Origin of the sequence: Sphingomonas pollutisoli (genome assembly GCF_029167165.1) — a bacterium.
GTDB lineage: Bacteria > Pseudomonadota > Alphaproteobacteria > Sphingomonadales > Sphingomonadaceae > Sphingomonas > Sphingomonas pollutisoli.
In genome coordinates this window covers 78496-97835 of the sequence record NZ_JARFNJ010000004.1, presented here as the reverse complement: position 1 = coordinate 97835, position 19340 = coordinate 78496, and the positions used below count along the sequence as shown (strand labels likewise).

At 68.5% G+C, this 19340-nt stretch carries 13 protein-coding genes; 2 read left to right on the top strand and 11 right to left on the bottom strand.

The genetic code is table 11. From position 1 onward, the window contains the following. Window positions 1–143 precede the first annotated feature (143 nt). The 11 genes from PX554_RS09755 to PX554_RS09705 are packed head-to-tail and all read right to left on the bottom strand — an operon-like array spanning window position 144 to window position 14016. Complete coding sequence (locus tag PX554_RS09755) at window positions 144–2222, bottom strand: beta-galactosidase (RefSeq protein ID WP_275501166.1); 2079 nt, start codon at window positions 2220–2222, stop codon at window positions 144–146. Continuing rightward, on the bottom strand, window positions 2219–3805 hold the full coding sequence (locus PX554_RS09750) for an alpha-L-fucosidase (protein ID WP_093219288.1): 1587 nt from the start codon (window positions 3803–3805) through the stop codon (window positions 2219–2221). Before PX554_RS09750 ends, PX554_RS09755 begins: the two co-directional genes overlap by 4 nt. After that, entirely contained in the window at window positions 3802–5847 is a 2046-nt protein-coding gene (locus PX554_RS09745; protein WP_275501165.1) for a beta-galactosidase, read from the bottom strand. The genes PX554_RS09750 and PX554_RS09745 overlap by 4 nt, the downstream gene beginning before the upstream one ends. Continuing rightward, the gene (locus PX554_RS09740) at window positions 5844–6566 is read right to left on the bottom strand and encodes an SDR family oxidoreductase (RefSeq protein WP_275501163.1); all 723 of its coding nucleotides are present in this window, start codon (window positions 6564–6566) and stop codon (window positions 5844–5846) included. The genes PX554_RS09745 and PX554_RS09740 overlap by 4 nt, the downstream gene beginning before the upstream one ends. Continuing rightward, window positions 6563–7624, bottom strand: coding sequence for a Gfo/Idh/MocA family protein (locus PX554_RS09735; protein WP_275501162.1), 1062 nt, complete (start codon window positions 7622–7624; stop codon window positions 6563–6565). Before PX554_RS09735 ends, PX554_RS09740 begins: the two co-directional genes overlap by 4 nt. After that, window positions 7621–8790 carry an extracellular solute-binding protein gene (locus tag PX554_RS09730; RefSeq protein ID WP_275501160.1) on the bottom strand — a complete coding sequence of 390 codons (1170 nt, stop codon included), beginning with the start codon at window positions 8788–8790 and terminating at the stop codon, window positions 7621–7623. Before PX554_RS09730 ends, PX554_RS09735 begins: the two co-directional genes overlap by 4 nt. Then, complete coding sequence (locus PX554_RS09725) at window positions 8787–9911, bottom strand: ABC transporter permease (RefSeq protein ID WP_275501158.1); 1125 nt, start codon at window positions 9909–9911, stop codon at window positions 8787–8789. Before PX554_RS09725 ends, PX554_RS09730 begins: the two co-directional genes overlap by 4 nt. Next, a complete protein-coding gene (locus tag PX554_RS09720) occupies window positions 9908–11398 on the bottom strand; it encodes a sugar ABC transporter ATP-binding protein (RefSeq protein ID WP_275501156.1) in 1491 nt (496 codons plus the stop codon). The genes PX554_RS09725 and PX554_RS09720 overlap by 4 nt, the downstream gene beginning before the upstream one ends. Beyond that, the gene (locus tag PX554_RS09715) at window positions 11392–12387 is read right to left on the bottom strand and encodes a sugar ABC transporter substrate-binding protein (protein WP_275501154.1); all 996 of its coding nucleotides are present in this window, start codon (window positions 12385–12387) and stop codon (window positions 11392–11394) included. Before PX554_RS09715 ends, PX554_RS09720 begins: the two co-directional genes overlap by 7 nt. 4 nt (window positions 12388–12391) lie before the next feature. Next, window positions 12392–12841 carry a MaoC family dehydratase gene (locus PX554_RS09710; RefSeq protein ID WP_275501152.1) on the bottom strand — a complete coding sequence of 150 codons (450 nt, stop codon included), beginning with the start codon at window positions 12839–12841 and terminating at the stop codon, window positions 12392–12394. Next, window positions 12838–14016 carry a CaiB/BaiF CoA transferase family protein gene (locus PX554_RS09705; protein ID WP_275501151.1) on the bottom strand — a complete coding sequence of 393 codons (1179 nt, stop codon included), beginning with the start codon at window positions 14014–14016 and terminating at the stop codon, window positions 12838–12840. The genes PX554_RS09710 and PX554_RS09705 overlap by 4 nt, the downstream gene beginning before the upstream one ends. A gap of 115 nt (window positions 14017–14131) precedes the next feature. Here PX554_RS09705 and PX554_RS09700 point away from each other — a divergent pair, with 115 nt between their 5' ends. After that, on the top strand, window positions 14132–15241 hold the full coding sequence (locus tag PX554_RS09700; RefSeq protein ID WP_275501148.1) for an extracellular solute-binding protein: 1110 nt from the start codon (window positions 14132–14134) through the stop codon (window positions 15239–15241). Between the two features lie 29 nt (window positions 15242–15270). Next, window positions 15271–19296 carry a glycosyl hydrolase gene (locus tag PX554_RS09695; RefSeq protein ID WP_275501147.1) on the top strand — a complete coding sequence of 1342 codons (4026 nt, stop codon included), beginning with the start codon at window positions 15271–15273 and terminating at the stop codon, window positions 19294–19296. Window positions 19297–19340: the final 44 nt, after the last annotated feature.

Here is a 19340-nt window from a genome sequence, read left to right as displayed (position 1 = left end):
GCCGATCGTGCGCGCCACCTCGACAGGCGATGCGCGGCGATTGCCACGGCAAACTGACAAGGTGCGGTGCTCAATGCGATCGACGTGGCGCGTCTATCTCTGGCGCGGTGCTGATCCGCGCGTTGGCCCGATCCCGGCCCGGCTTACCGGCGGCAGATGGACTCGCCGGCGACTTCCAGCACAGCGACACCATGCGGCGGCAGCCTGCCGTCTTTCATATTCCCGGCGGCCAGTCGGGCGCCAGTCGAGACGGCCACGTCACGCGCGGCCGAGCCGTGGTTGACCACGACGAGGGTGCAGCGGCCCGCACCGGCGCGCGCGCTCACCTCGATATCGGAATGGGCGCCGGCGAGGATCGGCTTGATGTCGGCATCGCGCAACAGCCGCTCGGCCAGCGACAGCATCGGTGCCGGATCGAGCCATGCTCCGACATAGGTGACGCTGCCCTTGCCGACCTGCCGCGTGACGATGGCTGGCTTGCCATCGAGCCAGCCGCCGGGATCGGCGTAGCGCGCGAGAACCTGCGTGTCGGTCGCGTCGGGCGTGACCGCTTCCGCCCAGGTCGCGACGGAGCCACTGACCGTGCCGGACAGCGCGACAGGCGCGTCGAGCGCGTAGAATTGCTCGACATGCGCGCCGAGCAGGGCAGCCAACGGGCCGGGTTGGCGCTCCGGCCATAGCGCGTTCGCATCGTCCTTCATCCCCGAGCGCGGACCGAGGACGAGGTGGCCGCCACCGCGCACATAGGCCGCGAGCCGCTGCGCCGCCTCAGCGGTAAGCACGTTGAGCGCGGGGGCGACGACGAGCGGGTAGTGCGACAGATCGGCATCAACGGGCAACACGGCCACACCCTGCGCGGCGATGCGCAGTGGCCGGTAGAAGTCCGTGAACTCTCGAATCGGATCGAAGCTCTTGTTGAGCGGCTGAAGGTCGATCGCCCAACGGCTGTCATAAGAGAACAGCATCGCCACGCGCGCGACCGGGACGGTGTCGGCGAGCGCGGGCGCGGCGGCGGTGATCTCGCGCGCGGTTCGGGTGACCTCGGCGAGGATCGGATTGGGCAAGCCATCCTGCCCGAGCAGCGCGCCGTGGTAGGTTTCCTGCCCGTTAAGCGCGGGGCGCCACTGCCAGTAGAGCACCGCGTCGGCGCCGTGGCCGATCGCCTGCCATGCCATTTCCCGCACCTGACCCGGATCGAGCGCACGGTTGACCGGCCCCCAATCGACGCGGCCGGGTTGCGTCTCCATCAGCCAGAAATTGCGCTGCTTGTAGCCGTGGACGAGATCGTGGTTCGCGCCGTTCGCCACCCAGTCGGGGCGGCCGCTCGGGATGTAATTGTCCCAGGCCGCCAGATCCAGATCGCGGTGAAGCGCGAAGTGGTCGAACCCGCCGTTCCAGAACATGGTGTTGGTGGTGACGAACTGGCGCGGATCGGCAAGGCCACGGATCGCGCGTGACTGGTTGGCGACATAGTCGGTCCAGGTCGCGGTGGTGAAATGCTTGAAGTCGAGCAGCAGCGCCGGGTTCTGCTGGCCAGTCGCGTGGAGCGGCACCTGATCGAAGCTGTCGTAATGCTGGCTCCAATATTCGGTTGCCCAACGCTGGTTGAGCGTGTCGATGCTGCCATAGCGGTGCTTCAGAAAGGCGTGCCAGCGCGCCACGGCCTCGGCATCGAACGAGGGTGGCCCGATCTCATTGTCGATCTGCCAGCCGACCACGCGCCGGTCATGGCCGTAGCGCTTGGCCATTTCGGTGGCGATGGTGCGGGCGAAATCGCGGTAGCGCGCGCTCGCGAACGAGAAATGGCGGCGGCCACCATGGCCCGCGCGCTTGCCATCTTCATCGACGCGCAGCACGTCGGGATAGGCTTGGGTCAACCATGCGGGCGGGGCGGCGGTCGGCGTGCCGAGCACCACCATCATGCCGTGGTCTGCGGCGGCGGTGATCGCGCGGTCGAGCCATGCGAAGTCGAACTGGCCCTCGCGAGGCTCGATCCGGCTCCACGCGAACTCTCCGATCCGCACGGTGTTGAACCCGGCCTTTCGCATCAGCGCGAGATCGGTTGCCCAGCGCGCCTCGGGCCATTGCTCGGGATACCACGACACGCCGACCGCAAGGGGCGGCTTGTCGGGGAAGTTGGTCGCGCGCGCCGGCGTGGCATGCGGCGACGCCGGCGCGGCGGCGGACAGGGCCAAAGCGGCAAGAGCGATGCGGGCGATCATGCTGCGAAACGGATGCGCAGGACGCTGGGCATGTCGGCGCCGCTCGCAGCCGGCAGCGTCGCCTCCAGCCCCTTGTCGGTCTGCCGCCACACGACTTCGCCGCCGCCGAGCAGCGTGATCCCGGCAATCTTGCGGTCGAGATAGGGCGTGCCGGCATAGAGCGTCTTGATCCGCACGATGCCGTCCGCCGGGCGTTCGAGCGCGATCGCGTAGAGCGCGTCACCCTTGGCGGTGAAGCGAATGTCGTCGGCTTTCCAGCCGCGATTGGCCGCCTCCGACTTCTCGCCGGCCACCAGCGTGGTCGAGCCTTCGCCGAAATATTTCCACGGGCGCGTGCCGTAGATCGCCTCGCCGTTGACCTGGAGCCACGCGCCGATGCCACGCAGCACCGCCTGCGCGGCATCCGGGATCGTGCCGTCGGCGCGCGGTCCGACGTTGAGCATCAGATTGCCGTTCTTCGACACGATATCGACGAGATCCTGCACCAGCGACTTCGGTGATTTGTAATCGTCGTCCTGAATATAGCCCCAGCTCTTTGTCGAGATCGAGGTATCGGTCTGCCACGGTTCGAGCCGCAACTCATCGAGCTTGCCGCGTTCGACGTCGAACAGCGCGGTGCCGGGTGCGAACTGCGCGCCCTTGTAGGCGATCGCCGGGCTATAGCCCTTTTTCTTGGCGGCGTTGTAGTAATAGGCTGCCATACGCTGGAGGTACGGCTCGAACGCGGGTGCGCTGGTCCACCAGTCGAGATAGACGATCTCGGGATCGTATTTGTCGATGAACTCGGTGGTGCGCGCGAGCCAGTCGTCGAGGAACTGCTTGCTGGGCGGCAGCCAATTTTCGAGGTGCGACGGGTGGGGCTGGCCCGCGGCGGGATCCCCCGGCAGCCGCACCGGCGCGGCCGGGCCGTAGAGCCCGGCATAGCGCGGATCGTTGACGTCGCTGTCGTAGCTGCGGCCGATCCCGTACCACCACCAATGTTCGGCGCGGTGCGAGGACAGGCCGAAGTGCAGTCCGCTCGCGCGCGCCGCCTTCTCCAACGCGGCAGCGGTATCGCGCTTTGGCCCCATCTTGACCTCGTTCCAGTCGGTCATCGCGCTGTCGTACATCGCGAAACCGTCGCAATGTTCGGCGACCGGCATGACGTATTTCGCGCCGGCCTCCTGGAAGAGCGCGATCCACTGTGCCGCGTCGAACTTCTCGGCGGTGAACCTGGGAATGAAATCCTTGTAGCCGAAGCGGGATTGCGGGCCGAAGACGTTGCGGTGGTAGGTGAAGGCGACGTTCGCCGGATCATACATGTTGCGCGAGTACCATTCGGTCAGGAACCCCGGCACCGCATACGGCCCCCAGTGGAGGAAGATGCCGAACTTGGCGTCGCGGAACCATGCGGGGACGCGGATCGCCTTCAGCGATTCCCAATCGGGGCGGTAGGGGCCGCTCGCAGTGCCCCGGTCGACCTTGGCGAGTTGGCGCGCGACCGGGCCTGGCTTGAAATCCATCGGATAGGCCTCGTCGGCGCGCGCCGGCGTGGCGATGGCGAGGGCGGACCCGAGCAACAGGGTTCCAAGGGCGCGTGTCATCGCTTTTCTCCGGTTTGCAGCACGGCGACTCCCTCGGGCGCGAGATCGACCGCCTGGAGGGTGCCGCCGCCGAGGACGTCGGTCATCGCCACGGGCAACGCGACCCGCTGCGGCGTGCGGCCGTGGTTGATAAGGATGGCGATGCGGCGGCCGGCTCCCTCGCGCGTCATCAGTTCGACATCGGCGGGGACCGCGAAGTCGCGCACGACCTTGGCGTCGGCGAGCGCCTGATCGATCAGCGTGCTGGTCACCGCCTTGTCGAATAGCGCGCCGTAATAGGTGATGCTGCCCTTGCCGACTTTGCGGGTGATCGCGGCAGGGTGGCCGTCGAGCCACCCGTTCGCCTTGCCATAGCGCAGCAGCACCTTTGCATCGGGCGATTTGACGACGAGGTCTTCCGCCCACACGCTCGCCGTGCCGCCATCGACCGCCATGCTCTCGTCGAGCGCGTAGAATTGCTCGGCCTGTCCGCCGAGCAAGCCGGCAAGCGGGCCGGGCTGCCGAATGGTGTCGAGCCGGTTGTATTCGTCCTTGAGGCCCGAGCGCGGTCCGAGGATCAGATGGCCGCCGCCGCGCACATAGTCGGCGAGGTGGCGCGCGAGCGCATCCGGGATGACGTTGAGGCTGGGCGCGACCACCAGCTTGTAGCGGGCGAGCGGCGCTGCCGCCGAGACGACATCGACCGCGCCGAGCGCGGTCTTCAACGGGCGATAATAATCGAGCAGCACGCCGATCTGGTCATAGTCCTTGGTGAGCGGCTGGAAGTCGATCGCCCAGCGGCTGTCGTAATCCTGTAGGACCGCGACCTGCGCGTTGGGCGAGGTGCCCGCCAGCGCCCGCGATGCCTTGGCGAAGTCCGCGCCGATCTGTGCTGCTTCGGCATAGATCGGCAACGGCTTTCCGTCCGGCCCGACCAGCGAGCCGTGGAGTGTCTCCTGCCCGTTGAGCGCGTTGCGCCATTGCCAGAACAGCACCGCATCGGCGCCATGCCCCACCGTCTGCCACGCCAGCGCGCGCGTTTCGCCGGGATAGAGCATATTGCTGACCGGAGCCCAATTCACGAAGCCGGGCTGGGTCTCCATCACCCAGAAGTTTTGCCGCTTCCAGCCGCGCACGAGATCGTTGACCGCGCCGTTGCGATAGGCGTCGAGATGGCCCGTGCCGACGTAATCGTCCCACGACGCGAGATCGAGCCCGGTGTTGATCGCATAGCGATCGAACCGATTCGCCCAGCCGAGCCCGCCAAGATTGGTGGTGATGAACGCGCGCGCGGGCAGCTTGGCGCGCAGCACATCGGCCTGGTTGGCCTGGAACGCGACCCACTGATCGGTGATGAAGCGCTTGAGATCCAGCATTAGCCCGGGGTTGTTGATGCCCGCGTTGAACGGCACCTGATCCCAATCGCTGTAGGTCTGGGACCAATACGCCGTCGCCCACCGGTCGTTGAGTGTATCGAGCGTGCCGTATTGCGCCTTAAGCCACGCATGCCACGCGTCGCGCGCGGCGGGGTCGTAGCTCTCCTCGGTATGCTCGTTGCCGATCTGCCAGCCGATCACATTGGCTTCGCCCCCGACCGCATCGGCCATGCGCGCGACGACCTCGCGCGCCATCGCACGATAGCGCGGCGAACTGATCGAGAACTGCCGCCGCCCGCCATGTCCCGCGCGCACGCCATTGGTATCGACCCGCAGCGTGTCGGGATACTTGCTGGTCAGCCACGCGGGCGGTGTGTCGGTCGGCGTGCCGACCACCACCTTGATATCGTATCGGGCGGCGAGCCGTACCGCGCGCTGGAGCCAAGCGAGATCGTACACGCCCTCCGACGGTTCGATCCGGCTCCAGGCATATTCGCCGATCCGCACGACATTGGCTCCTTGCGCCTTCATCAGCCGCAGGTCTTCGGCCCAACGATCCTCGGGCCATTGCTCGGGATACCAGGCCGAGCCCAGCCAGAGCCGCTCGGAGGCGGCCTTGGGGGCAGGCGCCTGCGCGAGCGCCGGAGTGGCGACGCAGGCGAGCCAAAGTGCTGCCAGGCGCTTCATATCGTCCAGCCGCCGTCGATGATGTGGATCTGCCCGGTCGTGTAGGTCGCGCTGGCGAGATAGACGACGAGGTCGGCAATCTCTTCGGGGGTGCCGATCCGGCCGATCGGCTGGCGCGCGATGAAGGCGGCGCGCGTCGCCGCATAGTCGCCGCCGGCGCCGAGCCGCTGGTTCAGCGACGGGGTTTCGACCGTGCCGGGGCAGATCGCGGTGACGCGGATGTTCTGACCGACGAAGTCGGCGGCGATCGCCTTGGTGAGCCCGATCACCGCGGCCTTGGTGACACCATATGCGAACCGGTCGGGTACGCCCTTCACGCTGGAGGCGACCGACGCCATGTTGATGATCGCGCCGCCGCCGCGCGCGGCCATGCCGGGCAGCACCGCGCGGCACGTCCTGGTCATCGCCTTGACGTTGAGCGCCCAGGCGAAATCAAGATCGTCGTCGCTGGTGGTGAGCACGGTGCCGCCATGCACGACGCCAGCGCAGTTGAAGAGAATGTCGATCGCCTCGCCAGCATAGGCGGCGACCGCGTGCGGATCGAGCACGTCGAGCGCGCGCGTCTCGATCCGCTCGCCGGCAAGCCCGTCCAGCGCGGCGGCGTTGATGTCGGTGGCGATCACGCGCGCGCCGGCGGCGGCGAGTGCGAGCACCGCCGCGCGGCCGATGCCCTGCGCGGCGGCGGTGACGAGGGCGGTCTGTCCGGTCAGGTCGGTCAACGGTCTGTCCTTTGGCTCGGCAGCGGCGTGCCGGGTTGGTCATTCGATCGGTACAGCGCCTCGACCAGCGCCATCGTCTGCCAGGCATCATCGACGGCGGTGGCGAGCACGGCGTCCTCGCCGGCGGCGAAGCGCTGGAGGTTGGCCATCGGGCCGATGAACGCATCGGGGAACCACGCGCCGGCAAGCGGCACCCGCGCCCAAGGGTCGCGGCGCGGTGTGATCCACAGTTCGTCGCCTTCGCCCTTCGGATAGTCGAGCAGCGCGCCCAGCTTCGCGATGGCGGCGCCGGTGACGCCCTCGACCCGGAACCGCGCGTCCTGAAACTGCCGGCCGAAATCATGGTGGTGATTGATCGACAGCAGCACCCTCAGCGTGTCGCCATAATCGAGGATCATCGACGTGCGCGTGTCTGCCAAGGCGCTGGTCGGGTGACCGAAACTGCGCGCGAACACGCCGCGCGGATCGCCAACCAACGCCCGGATCGCGTCGAGATAATGGATCGAATGGCTGACGATCTCGACGCGCGGGTTTGGCTTGAGGTGGGGAAAAAGCTGCCACGGCGTGACGAGGTTGATGTGGACCTCGATCTCGGTCAGCGTGCCGAGCCGCCCCTGCCGGATGGCGTCGGCGATCGCCAGCATCATCGCCGAGTAGCGCAACTGGAAATTGACCGACGCGGTCAGCCCGCGGGCATGGCAGAGATCGCGGATCGCAGTCGCGCCGGCGAGATCGAGCCCCATCGGCTTCTGGAGCAGCACCGTCGCGCCCTTGGGCAGCGCGGCGAGGATGCTGGCGTGCGCCACGGGCGGCGCGGCGATGTCGAAGACGGCATCCTGCGCAACAGCCTCGGCGAGCGAGCCGAACACGCGCAGGCCGCCCCATTCGCGCGCCAGTGTGTCGGCCCGAACCAGATCGGGATCGTACAGCCCGGCGACGGTGAAGCCGGCTTTTCGATAGGCGGGCAGGTGCGCGTCGCGGACGATTCCGCCAGTGCCGATGATGACGATCGGGCGGGGCGCCGACGGCATCGGCCAGGCTTGTTGCAGGTCGGTCATCGCGTCGCCTCCGCCTGCGCTTGCGCCAGCAGTTCGGCGGTGGTGCGATCGGTGGTGATGGCGGCGGTGGTCATCCGATCGACGATGTGGCTGATCCGGGCAAGGTCGGGCGTGATCGGCATCGCGCGGGCATGCTCATGCAGCCAGCCGAGCCGGTGGTAATAAGGGATGGCGGCGTTGATTCCGGCATCGTCCCAGGTCGAGCGCCGCACCCCGATCGCGCCCTCGGTGGTGGTGCGCCGGTCCATCGGCGCGGTCGCGCAGTGCCGCAGGAAATCCCACGCGAGGGGCTTGTTGCGAGACCCGGCGCCGATCGCGAGCACCCAGAAGACATTGAGCGACACGCTCTTCCCGCCCGGACCCGCCGGCAGCGGCGCCACATCGACCAGGCCCTTCACCTTACTGTCGGGCGCAGTGTCGCAATAGGCGGCGAACCCGAACCAGTTGGGCATCAACGCGACCTTGCCCTGCGCGAACAGCATCCCCGACGCGACGCTGTCGAGCGCGGCGCAATTCGGTGCGATCGCGCGCGTGTCGCGTGCGAGCGCGCGCAGGAAATCGAGCGCGTCGTGCGCGTGCCGGGTTGTGAAAGCTGGGCGGCCGGCGCCGTCGAACGGTTCCCCACCACGCGACCAGACCTGGATGCAGAAATCGTAGAGGCCGTTATGCCCGTCGGGGTACAGCGCCAATACCGTGCCGAAGCGCCCCGCCGCCGGATCGTGGTGCGCCCGCGCGCAGGCGTGGAACGCCTCCCATGTCGTCGGCGGGGTCGCGATCAGATCCTTGCGGTAGATCAGGCATTCGGGACCGTCATGATACGGCATGCCCCAGAAACCGCCGCCGAAGCGCTGCAAACCGGTGAGCGAAGGGCTCCACGCCTGCGGGAAATCGTCGATCGGTGCGCGGGCGAGGTGCGGGACGAGATCTTCGGGCAGCCCGGCAGCGACGGCTTCGGCGAGCCAATCGGTGTTGAGGAACGCGATATCCCATTCGCCCGAGGCAAGGCCGCGTTGCCCGATCAGCGTTGCGTGGAGCGGGTTGAGGTCCATTTCGACCGCGTCGAGCGTGGCGTCGCTGCCGGTTGCGCGCACGAAGTCGGCGAATTGTGCGGCGATGGCGCGCGCGAACGGGTCGAAGCGGCGAACGGCGATGCGCAAGCGGGTCATGCCGCGGCCCCGGCGGGGCGCGTGCGGCGGCGGTCGCCGCCGACGGTGTAGATCGCCGCCGCGGCGATCACCACGACGCCTTCGATGAGCCCCTGATAGCTTGCACCGAGGTTGAGCACGTTGAAGCCGTTGGTGAGCGTGAACAGCAGCAGCGCGCCCGCGACGGTCTTGATGACGCTGCCCGCGCCGCCGAACAGCGAGGTGCCGCCGAGGATCGCCGCCGCGATCACCGTCAGTTCGGTGCCTTGCAGCGCGGTCGGGTTGATCGCGCCGAGGCGGCAGCCGAAGAGCACGCCGGCAAAGCCCGCCGCAAGGCTCGACAGCACGAACGCGCCGAGCTTGTAGGCGTGGACGTTGATACCCGATAGCCGCGCCGCCTCAGCATTGCCGCCGACCGCATAGATGCGGCGGCCGATCACGGTGAAGCGCAGCACCGCCCATACGATCGTGGTGAAAATCGCGAGGTACACCACCGGTGCGGCAACCGCGACGCCTGGGCCGGCCAGAAGCACCAGCGCCGCGACCATCACCGCCGCACCGATCTGGACGAGCGAACGGCGGAAGACGCCGAGCGCGAGCAGCGCGGCGGCGATCCCGAGCACAGGCCAGAACAACGCGACGCGCGTGCTTTCGAAGGCGAGCATCTGCGCGAGCGTATCGGCCCGCTCGACCATCAGCGAGCGCCCGTCGGTCAGAACCAGCACCAGCCCACGCACCGCCGTAAGCGTGCCGAGCGTGACGATGAACGCGTTGATGCCGACGAACTGAACGATCGCGCCATTGAGCAACCCGATCGCGGCGGCGGTGATGAGCGCCGCGACCGCCGCGAGCGGGAAGCCCACCTGCGGCGCCAGCCCGACCAGCACCGCCGCCGCCAGCGCCGCCACGGAGGCAACCGACAGATCGAACGCGCCGGTGATCAGCATCACCGTCATCGCGACCCCCATGATCCCGACCAGCGATGCCTGATAGGCGATGTTGCCGAGGTTCTGCGGGGTCAGATAGCCGGGCAGGCCATGCGCGTGCGCGAGCGTCGCCAGCACGCCGAGCAGGATCAGCAGCGCGTAATAGACGCCGGCCTCGCGTAGCCCGAAATGCCGCCGCCAGTCGATCCGGTTCATGCGGCCACTCCCATTTCCGCCTGTGCGCCGCCGGTCAGCCGGATCAGCGCGGCCTCGTCGAGCGCGCCGGGATCGGTGATCTCGCGCACCACCGCCCCGTCGCGCAGCACGAGGATGCGATCGGCGATGGCGAGCAACTCCTCGAATTCGGAGCTGACCAGCACGACGGCCAAGCCTTCGTCCGCGAGCGCGCGGACGGCGCGAAGGATGTCGATCCGCGCGCCGATATCGATCCCGGCGGTCGGCTCGTCGAGCAGCAGCACGCGCGTGTCCGGTGTCAGCCATTTGGCGAGCACGACCTTCTGCGCGTTGCCGCCCGAGAGTTCGCTGACCAGCGCGTCGGGACCATCGGCCTTGATGGCGAGCCGCGCGATGGCGTCGCGTGCGGCGGCGGCTTCGGTGGCGCGATCGAGCAGGCGGTGACGCTGCGGCAGCGCGATGTTCTCGGCGATCGTCATCTTCGGCACAAAGCCTTGGCGCGCACGATCCTCGGGCACCAGCGCGATGCCGGCGGCGACGCTCTCGTCCGCGAACAGGCCGATGCGTCGCCCCGCCACCAGCATCTCGCCGCGCGCGGTGGGGTCCGCGCCGAAGATCGCGTGGAGCAATTCGCTGCGGCCTGACCCAAGCACGCCGGCGATGCCGACGATCTCGCCGGCACGGACGCTGAGGCTGGTCGGCGCCAGCCGGCCGGGAGCGCGCAAACCGCGCACCTCGAGCAAGACGTCGCCGGGTGGCGACAGGCGCGGGGTGCGCGTCAGCGCCGCCACCGAACGGCCGGCGATGGCGGCCGCGATCGCGGCTTCGTCGAGCGTCGCGGTCTCGGCGTGCAGCACCGCGCGGCCATCTCGCAACACGGTCACCGCGTCGGTCAGCGCGAGGATCTCGTCGAGGAAGTGCGACACGAACAGCACCGCGCGCCCGGCCTCGGCGAGCTGGCGGATCGTGCGATAGACGGTCTCACGCTCGTGCCCGGCGAGCGCGGCGGTGGGTTCGTCCATGATGACCAGCGCCGGATCACCGACCAGCGCCTGCGCGATGGCGACCATTTGCCTCGCGCCGATCGGCAGATCGCCGACGATGGCGTCGAGCGCGAACGGATCGCCGAGCATCGCCGTGACCGCCACCGCGCGCGCCCTTGCCGCAGCGGCGTGGCGCAGCCAGCCGCGCTGTTCGAGCAGGATGTTGTCGGCGGCGCTCAGCGTCGGCACGAGCGGGATGTGCTGGTACAAGGTGGCGACGCCCGCGGCGCGAGCCGACCGCGGCGAGGTCCAGCGTGCGCTCTGGCCGCGCCAGATGATGTCACCGCCGGTCGCCGGGATCGCGCCTGACAGAATCTTGATGAGGGTGGACTTGCCCGCGCCATTCGCGCCCAGCAACCCGTGGACCCGCCCGGGAACGACGGTCAGGTCGACCCCGCGCAGCGCGACGGTGCCGTTCGGCCAGGTCTTCGTCACCCCGGCGAGCGTCAACAGCGGCGTTACCATTGCCCGACACACTCCCCAACGGTGGCACGCGTCACCGCCGGAATGGGATAGGTGCGGAAGCGCGGACCACGGTCACCCCGCAGGGCCGCGAAGGCGAGCGCCCCCAGCGCTTCGGGCTTGAAGCACACCGTACCATCTACCGCGCCCGCCTTGATCGAGGCGATCGCCAGCTTCGACCCGCCGACGCCGATCAGCCGGGCGTGCGACCCGGCGGCCCGCACCGCGCGCGCGCAACCGATCACCATGTCGTCGGCTTCGTTGTAGAAGAGGTCGATGTTCGGATGCGCGGCGAGGATGTTCTGGCATGCGGCCTCGCCGCCCTCGCTCGTCCAGTTGCCCGGTTGCGTCGCGACCACGCTGTAGCGCATGCCAGCCGAATCGAGCGCTTCGCGAAATCCGCGCGCGCGCTGCTCGACCTCCGGAAACCCGGCCGCGCCCTCAATGATCGCGATCTGCGCCGGGCGTGCGGCGGGGAGCAGACGCGCCGCCAAGCCACCGGCGGCGCGCCCGGCCGCGACTTCATCCTGTGAGGCCAGCGCGACCAGCCCGGGATACACATCGTCCACGCGTCGTCCGCGCGGATCGCCGACCAGCGCCGCGACCGCCGCGATCGGAACGCCGCCCTTGTCCGCACGCGCGACCCAGCCTTGCGCGACCACCGAATCGAGCGGCATCACCGCGATGCCCGCGACATGCTGCGCGATCAGATCGTCGATATCGTTGGCTTGCTTCTGCACGTCGCCCTTGGCGTCGAGCACGATCGCGGTCGCGCCGGCGCGCGCAGCCGCGTCGCTGAAGCCCTTGGCGATCGCGGCCGCGAAGGGGAAGCTGAGCCCGACGGTCGAGAGTCCGTAGCGCTTGCCGCCGCTGGGGCCGGTCGCGCTGACGCCATTCCCCGCGCGAGCGGCACTGCGCACGCCGATCAGCGAGGCGATCGCGACGATCGCGACCAGCAGCGTCAGCGCGAGGGGCAGGGGGCGCCAGCGCATGGGATCAGCCGGCCGGCCGGCGATCGACGAGGTAGAGGTGTTCGCATGCCAGCACGGTCTCGCCACGCTGGTTGCGGATATCGACGTTCTCGGTGACCACGCCCTGGGTGGCGCGCTTGGGATGATCGCGTTTGTCGGCGATGCGCGTGATCGTGGTCAGCGTGTCGCCGATATGCACCGGTCGGACGAAGCGGAGCCGGTCGTAGCCGTAGGACATGGCATGCGGGTTGATCGTCGTCGCGGTCAAGCCGATGCCGATCGCGAACACCATCGTGCCATGCGCGATGCGTTGGCCTATCGGCTGGGTCGCGCACCATGCGGCGTCCATGTGATGCGGGAAGAAGTCACCCGTGTGCCCGGCATGGACGACGAAATCGGTCTCGGTGATGGTGCGGCCGAAGCTGGTCCGCTCCGATCCGATCTCCATATCCTCGAAATATTGCGCGACGATCATAACGCCATGTCCTCATCGATGCGCTGCTGGTCCGCGCCGAGCCGCGATGCCGGCCGCGACGACCGCAGGATCGCGCCGTCGATCCGGATCGGGCAGCGGGTCGTCATCATGCTCGCGCCGCCCGGCGCGACGATGCGCTGCGTGGCGTCGAGTGCGGTGAAGGCCGGCTCCGCCAGCAATGCCGGCCAGTCGAGCACCGGCGCGCACCAAATGCCGGCCGGCTCGAGCGCGGCAAGCCAATCGGCGGTGCCGCGCGTCAGCAGATGGTCCCGCAGCAGCGCCTTGATCGTGTCGCGTTCGGGGTACCAGCTCTCGGGCGGGAAGGCGTCAAGCGCGCTTATTCCGAGCAGAGTGCCAAGCTGATCGACCGGCGCCATCGCCAGCGCGAGATGCCCGTCCGCCGTCGCGTACAGCCCGTAAGGCGCGGCGAGATAGACGTTTCCGCCCGCCACGCTGCTGCGCGGCGGCATCGGCTCCTCCTGATTGAGATGGACCGACAAATGCTCGAACTGCAGATCGATCGCGGCCTCCATCAGGCTGACGTCGACACGGCCGCCGCGTCCGCTCACGCCGCGCCGTAACAGCAGCGCGAGGATGCCCTGGCAGAGTTGCGCGCCAGCCATCATATCGGTGACCGAAAAGCCGGCCGGGATCGGGGGATCGTCGGCGTCGCCGGACAACCATGCCATTCCCGACAGCGATTGAACGAGCAGATCCTGTCCCGGCCGATCGCGCCACGGACCATCCGGGCCATAGCCGCTGACACCGGCATAGACGAGCCGGGGATTGAGCGCGCGGACCGCATCCCAGCCGAGACCGAGCCGGTCCATGATGCCGGGCCTGAAATTGTGGATCAGCACGTCGGCGCGCGCCACCAGCCGCTTGACCGCGGCGAGATCGTCCGCATCCTTGAGGTCGGCCGCGTAGCTCTCCTTGCCGCGGTTGATTGCATGGAACAGAGCGCTGGTGTCGTCGAACGTCGTGCCGGCCAGCAACAGGCTGCGGCTCGCGTCGCCACCTGCGCGACGCTCGACCTTGATGACGCGCGCGCCGAGGTCGGCCAGTCGCAGCGCGCACGAGGGGCCGGCGAGAAACTGGCTGAAATCCAAGATCATCAGGCCGGACAGCGGCAGCCCGTCATGGGCGTCCAGGTCGGCCTGCGGCTCCGTCTCCAAGCGCTTATCCTTACTGCATTATGTTTATCGAGGGATATTCCCACACGCTATTGTTGCCGCTATGGGGTGTCAACCGGATTTTATATATGAACCGGATATTTGTAGAGGAATAAATATGCGCGGTATGACGTGGGACCACCCCAGAGGTTTCGACCCGCTCGCCGCAGCATCCGCGCTCTGGGAACGGCAGACCGGCGAAACGATCGCTTGGGACCGCCGTTCGTTGCAGGACTTCGAGACCTACCCGGTAGAGGATCTCGCGCGGCGCTATGATCTTATCGTGATCGATCATCCGCACGTCGGCGAAATCGCCGAATCGGGATGTCTTGTCGCTCTGGAGCAGGCCGTCGAGCCGGCGGCGCTGGCCGAGATCGCTGCGGGATCGATCGGAGGATCATATGCGAGTTATCGCTGGGCCGGGCACCAATGGGCGCTGCCGATCGACGCGGCCGCGCAGGTGCAGGCATGGGTGCCTAGCCGCATCGGAGCGCCCGTTGCCGACTGGACCGATCTGACCGCGCTGGCGGCGGCGGGGCGGGCGGCGTTGCCGTTGCGTCCGCCGCACAGTCTGATGAGCCTCTTCACGCTTTGCGGGCTGACCGGCGTGCGCCTTGACGCGACGGGCGAGGCGCTTTTTTCCCCGGAGGCCGCGCGCGCCTTCGCGCTTCTCGAAAGGTTCGCCGCCGCGCTGGACCCCTGCGTTTACGACATGGACCCGATTGCGATGTTCGAGGAGATGGCCCGTCCCGGCGCGACGCTCGCTGTCGCGCCATTGATCTACGGTTACGTCAGCTATGCGATGCCCGGATTCCGATCGGAGACCATTGGCTTCGCCAACGTCCCAACGCTTGAACACGGCCCAAGCGGATCGGCGCTTGGCGGAACCGGGATCGCCGTTTCGGCCCGAGGCCGCGATCCGGCCGCGGCGGTGCGCTTCGCCACGTGGATCGCAGGAGGCGCGGTGCAGCGCGATGTCATCGCGACGCATGGCGGTCAGCCCGCGCATGCGGCCGCGTGGGACGCGGATGCGGCCAACGCCGCGACGCGGGAATTCTACCGCGCGACGCGAGCGACGCTCGATGCCGCTTGGCTGCGTCCGCGCCACCGGGGTTACATGGCGTTCCAGCACCTCGCGTCGCAACGTCTCAACCTCGCGCTGCAACGGCAAGAGAGCGCAGACGAGGCCATCATGGCGCTTAACCGTCTACACGCCGCGAGCCGGTGATCCATCAGCCCGTATCGGGGAGAATCCTCATGATCCGTCATCTCGTCGCGCTTTCCTCCGGCGTCGCGCTTGCCGCGCTCTGCGCCACCGCCGCCCCGGCCGATGTTCTGCCGAGCGAAGCCGCGTTTCGCACCCCGCCCGCCGAGGCGCGGCCCAAGACGCTCTATTTCTGGATGAACGGCAACGTCACGCGCGAGGGGATCGACGCCGATCTCGCCGCGATGCGAGAGGCTGGGCTGGGCGGACTGCTCGCGTTCGACGGCAGCAGCGACATTCCCAAAGGACCGGTCGATTATCTCAGCCCGAAGTGGCTCGACCTGATGACCCATATGATGAAGCGCGGTGACGAACTGGGGCTGACGGTGGCGATGCAGAACGCGCCGGGCTGGTCGTCGAGCGGCGGCCCCTGGATCAGCCCCGCGCAGGCGATGCAGCAGATCGTCTGGACCGAAACGACTGTGGAGGGTGGCCGGCGCCTCATGACGCGGCTGTCGCAACCCTATACCAAGCTCGGCTTCTATCGCGATGCGATCGTCGTGGCCTATCCGGCTTCCACCAGTGACGAAAGCGTGTGGCGCGAGGCGGTGACGGTGATGTCCGTCGGCGGGCGCAGCGTCCCGGCCGCGACGCTGGTCGATCGCGATCTGCATTCGACCGTCGAGATCGGCCCGGAAGCGCCGCTCGTCATCACGACCAAGGGCGCCTTTACCGCGCAGGCGGTGACGCTCTACGCCGACAAGGACCAGCCTGCGTTCTCCGCCGTGATCGAGGCCTCGGATGATGGCCGCGCCTGGCGTCCGGTCACGCGGGTGGCGGTGGGCGCCGAACGCGGGATCGAGGCGCCCGGAACGGCGAATTTCGCGGGTGTCTCGGGACGCTACTTCAGGGTGACGCCTTCCGCCAAGGCGAAGCTCGCCGAGGCGCTGTTCTACGCAACGCCGCGCCTCGCCGATTGGGACATCAAGGCGGAACATGGATTCCGTGCCTTGCCCGCGAACGGTGCGGGCGCGGCGGGGGCGCCCGTGAGCCCGCCGGCGATCGACCCGGCCACCGTGATCGACCTCACCGGCAAGGTCGCGGCGGACGGTTCGCTCGACTGGCGCGCGCCGAAAGGGCGCTGGACGATCCTGCGGCTCGGCCACACGCCGACCGGCAAGCTCAACGTCGCCGCGTCGGATTCGGGGCGCGGTCTCGAGGTCGACAAGTTCGATGTCGCCGCGGTCGATCATCAGTTCGATAGCAGCATCGGCCGCGTTCTCGCCGCCGCCGATGGCCAAGCGCGCAAGGCGTTCAAGCGCGTCGAGATCGACAGCTACGAGGCCGGGCTGCAAAACTGGAGCGAGGGCGTGCCCGCCGCATTCGCCAAGCGCAACGGCTATCCGCTGACCACCTTCGCGCCCGCGCTGATCGGGCGCGTGGTGGGCGACCGCGAGACATCCGACCGGTTCCTGTTCGATTTCCGCCGCACGCTCGCCGATCTGATGGCGGACAATTATTACGGTCGGATGGAGCAGCGCGTCCGCGCCGCTGGGCTCGAGTTCACCGTCGAGGGCTATGGACCGGGGCCATTCGACGAGTTGCAGGTGTCCGGGCGCGTGCAGTTCCCGATGACCGAGTTCTGGACCCGCACGCCGTGGACCGACAATCGCTCGGTCAAGATGGTGAGTTCCGCCGCGCACGTCTACGGCAAGGATCTCGTCGCAGCGGAGGCGTTCACCGGCGAGGCGCAGACCAGCCGCTGGTCCGATTACCCCTATGCGATGAAGGCGCTGGGCGACCTGATGTTCTCCCAGGGGGTCAATCGCCTCTATTTCCACCGCTACGCGATGCAGCCTGACCCGAAGGCCGCGCCCGGCATGACGATGGGCCCATGGGGGATCAACCTGGAGGCAAGCAACACCTGGTTCAAATCCGCCAAGCCTTGGCTCGATACGCTGGCGCGCAGCCAGTATCTGCTCGGCATCGGCCACCATGCCGCCGACGTGCTGTACTTCGTCGGCGAGGACAGCCCCAACCAGGCCGAATATCTCCGGCCCGACATTTCGCCCGACAGCAATCCGCGGATCGGCACGCATTTCACACCAGCGATGCCTGCCGGCTATCAATATGACTTCGTCAATGCCGAGGTGCTGACCTCGGCAGAGGTGCGGGACGGGCGCATCGTTCTGCCCAACGGCGCCAGTTATCGGATGCTGGTGCTGCCGGACGGGCTGACCGGCATGACGGGCGCGCTCGCGGCACGGTTGCGCGATCTGGTCTCGCGCGGGCTGGTCGTGCTGGGCGAGCGCCCGCGCGGGTTGCTGTCGCTTGCCGGCGGCGCGCGCGCCGAGGCGGCGTTTCGCGCCGACGTCGATGCCCTGTGGGGCGCGGGGAATGGCGCGCACACGCTCAGTAAAGGCAAGGTCTACACGACCGGCACGATCGCGGGGGTGCTTCGCGATCTCGGCGCCGGGCCGGACGCCGAGTGCCGCACGGGCGCCCCGGACGGGCAGGTGGTGTGGCAGCATCGATCGCTGGCCGATGGCGACATGTATTTCGTCGCGAACCGCCAGCGCCGCGCCGAGACGGTGACGTGCAGCTTCCGTGTCGCCGGCAAGGCGCCCGAACTCTGGAATCCAGAGACCGGTACGGTCGCCGCGCCAGCACTGTACGATGCCACGGGCGACCGCACGCGCGTATCCTTCACGCTCGACCCGGCGGGATCGACGTTCGTGATGTTGCGCAAGCCCGCAGCCGCCAGCGTGCGATGGGCAGCACGGGACGGGGTGCGGTTCGCCGATCTCGGCGCGACAACGCCCACTACCCCAGCGCCGTCCGACAGCTTCACGCTCTCGGTTTGGGCGAAGCCCGACATCGATCTGCGCCTGATGCCGCCGGAGCGCACGGAAGGGCGGATCAATGAGACGGGCAAATTCTACGTCATCCCGGCGCGCTCGGGCGCCGACATGCATGGCGCCGGAACGGCGGTGGCTGGACTCGCGGTCGGACGGAACGGTGCGTATGTGATCGAGCGGGTGTCGCCCGACTCCGCGCCGGCGGTGCTGGTCTCGCACCAGCCGATCGCGGGCTGGACGCACTTCGCCTTGGTCTATGACCACGGCACGCCCCGCCTGTACATCAACGGCGAGCTCGCGCGGACCGGTCTCAAGAGCAGCCGGACGGTATTCGCCGGCGGGAGCGATGCGCCGTCGCCGAGCGGCGTCACCTACTTCTTCGAAGGGGACAACAGCGCGATCGTCACCACGCCGCGCGTGCTGTCCGCGGCCGAGATCGGGGTCATCGCTGCCAAAGGGCCGCCAGCGCCGGACATCGCCGCACAGCCGGCGCAGATCGAGCGCACCGCTGCCGGGCTGCGCGCGCTGGCGTTCGAGAGCGGCCGGTACACGCTCGATACCGGCGCGGCGTTCACCGCGCAGGTGCCCACGCCGCTGACGGTCGAAGGTGGCTGGCAGGTCGCGTTCGAACCCGGCCGGGGGGGCCCGGCAACCGCCGCGCTGTCGAAGCTCGCCTCGCTCAGCCACAACGCGGACCCCGGTATCCGGTATTTCGCAGGCACCGCGACCTATACGCGGCAGATCACCGTGCCGGCGCAGGCACGGCGGGCGGGGCGCCGCACCTTCCTCGATCTCGGCCGCGTCGAAGTGCTCGCGCATGTCACCGTCAACGGGCGCGATCTCGGGACGGTGTGGAAGGCGCCCTACCGGGTCGATATCACCGACGCGCTGCGGGTGGGGCAGAACGACGTCTCGATCGCGGTCACCAGCCTGTGGCCGAACCGCCTGATTGGTGATGCGCAACAGCCCGATCCATACCCGCGTGTCGACGCCGAATGGCCGATCGGCGAGCGGTTCGCGGCCGATGGCAGCAAGGCCGACGTGATGGCGCGCAAGCTGGTCGCGTTGCCGGACTGGTACAAGGCGGGCCAACCCAAGCCCGATGATGGCCGCGTCGCCTTCTCGACCTGGACCTTCTTCCAGAAGGATGAGCCGTTGCTCGATTCGGGGTTGCTCGGCCCGGTACGGCTGGTGTTCGCGGATTCGATCGACGTGAAATAGCCCGCGAACCGCGCCCGAACGCCCGCCGCCCGCCTGCGCTACTT

What these genes read in the sequence shown, in the direction of transcription:
- PX554_RS09750 (WP_093219288.1), bottom strand. Translation starts at nt 3,805, where the DNA reads ATGACACGCGCCCTTGGAACCCTGTTGCTCGGGTCCGCCCTCGCCATC.
- PX554_RS09755 (WP_275501166.1), bottom strand. Translation starts at nt 2,222, where the DNA reads ATGATCGCCCGCATCGCTCTTGCCGCTTTGGCCCTGTCCGCCGCCGCG.
- PX554_RS09710 (WP_275501152.1), bottom strand. Translation starts at nt 12,841, where the DNA reads ATGATCGTCGCGCAATATTTCGAGGATATGGAGATCGGATCGGAGCGG.
- PX554_RS09730 (WP_275501160.1), bottom strand. Translation starts at nt 8,790, where the DNA reads ATGACCCGCTTGCGCATCGCCGTTCGCCGCTTCGACCCGTTCGCGCGC.
- PX554_RS09695 (WP_275501147.1), top strand. Translation starts at nt 15,271, where the DNA reads ATGATCCGTCATCTCGTCGCGCTTTCCTCCGGCGTCGCGCTTGCCGCG.
- PX554_RS09735 (WP_275501162.1), bottom strand. Translation starts at nt 7,624, where the DNA reads ATGACCGACCTGCAACAAGCCTGGCCGATGCCGTCGGCGCCCCGCCCG.
- PX554_RS09725 (WP_275501158.1), bottom strand. Translation starts at nt 9,911, where the DNA reads ATGAACCGGATCGACTGGCGGCGGCATTTCGGGCTACGCGAGGCCGGC.
- PX554_RS09745 (WP_275501165.1), bottom strand. Translation starts at nt 5,847, where the DNA reads ATGAAGCGCCTGGCAGCACTTTGGCTCGCCTGCGTCGCCACTCCGGCG.
- PX554_RS09720 (WP_275501156.1), bottom strand. Translation starts at nt 11,398, where the DNA reads ATGGTAACGCCGCTGTTGACGCTCGCCGGGGTGACGAAGACCTGGCCG.
- PX554_RS09700 (WP_275501148.1), top strand. Translation starts at nt 14,132, where the DNA reads ATGCGCGGTATGACGTGGGACCACCCCAGAGGTTTCGACCCGCTCGCC.
- PX554_RS09715 (WP_275501154.1), bottom strand. Translation starts at nt 12,387, where the DNA reads ATGCGCTGGCGCCCCCTGCCCCTCGCGCTGACGCTGCTGGTCGCGATC.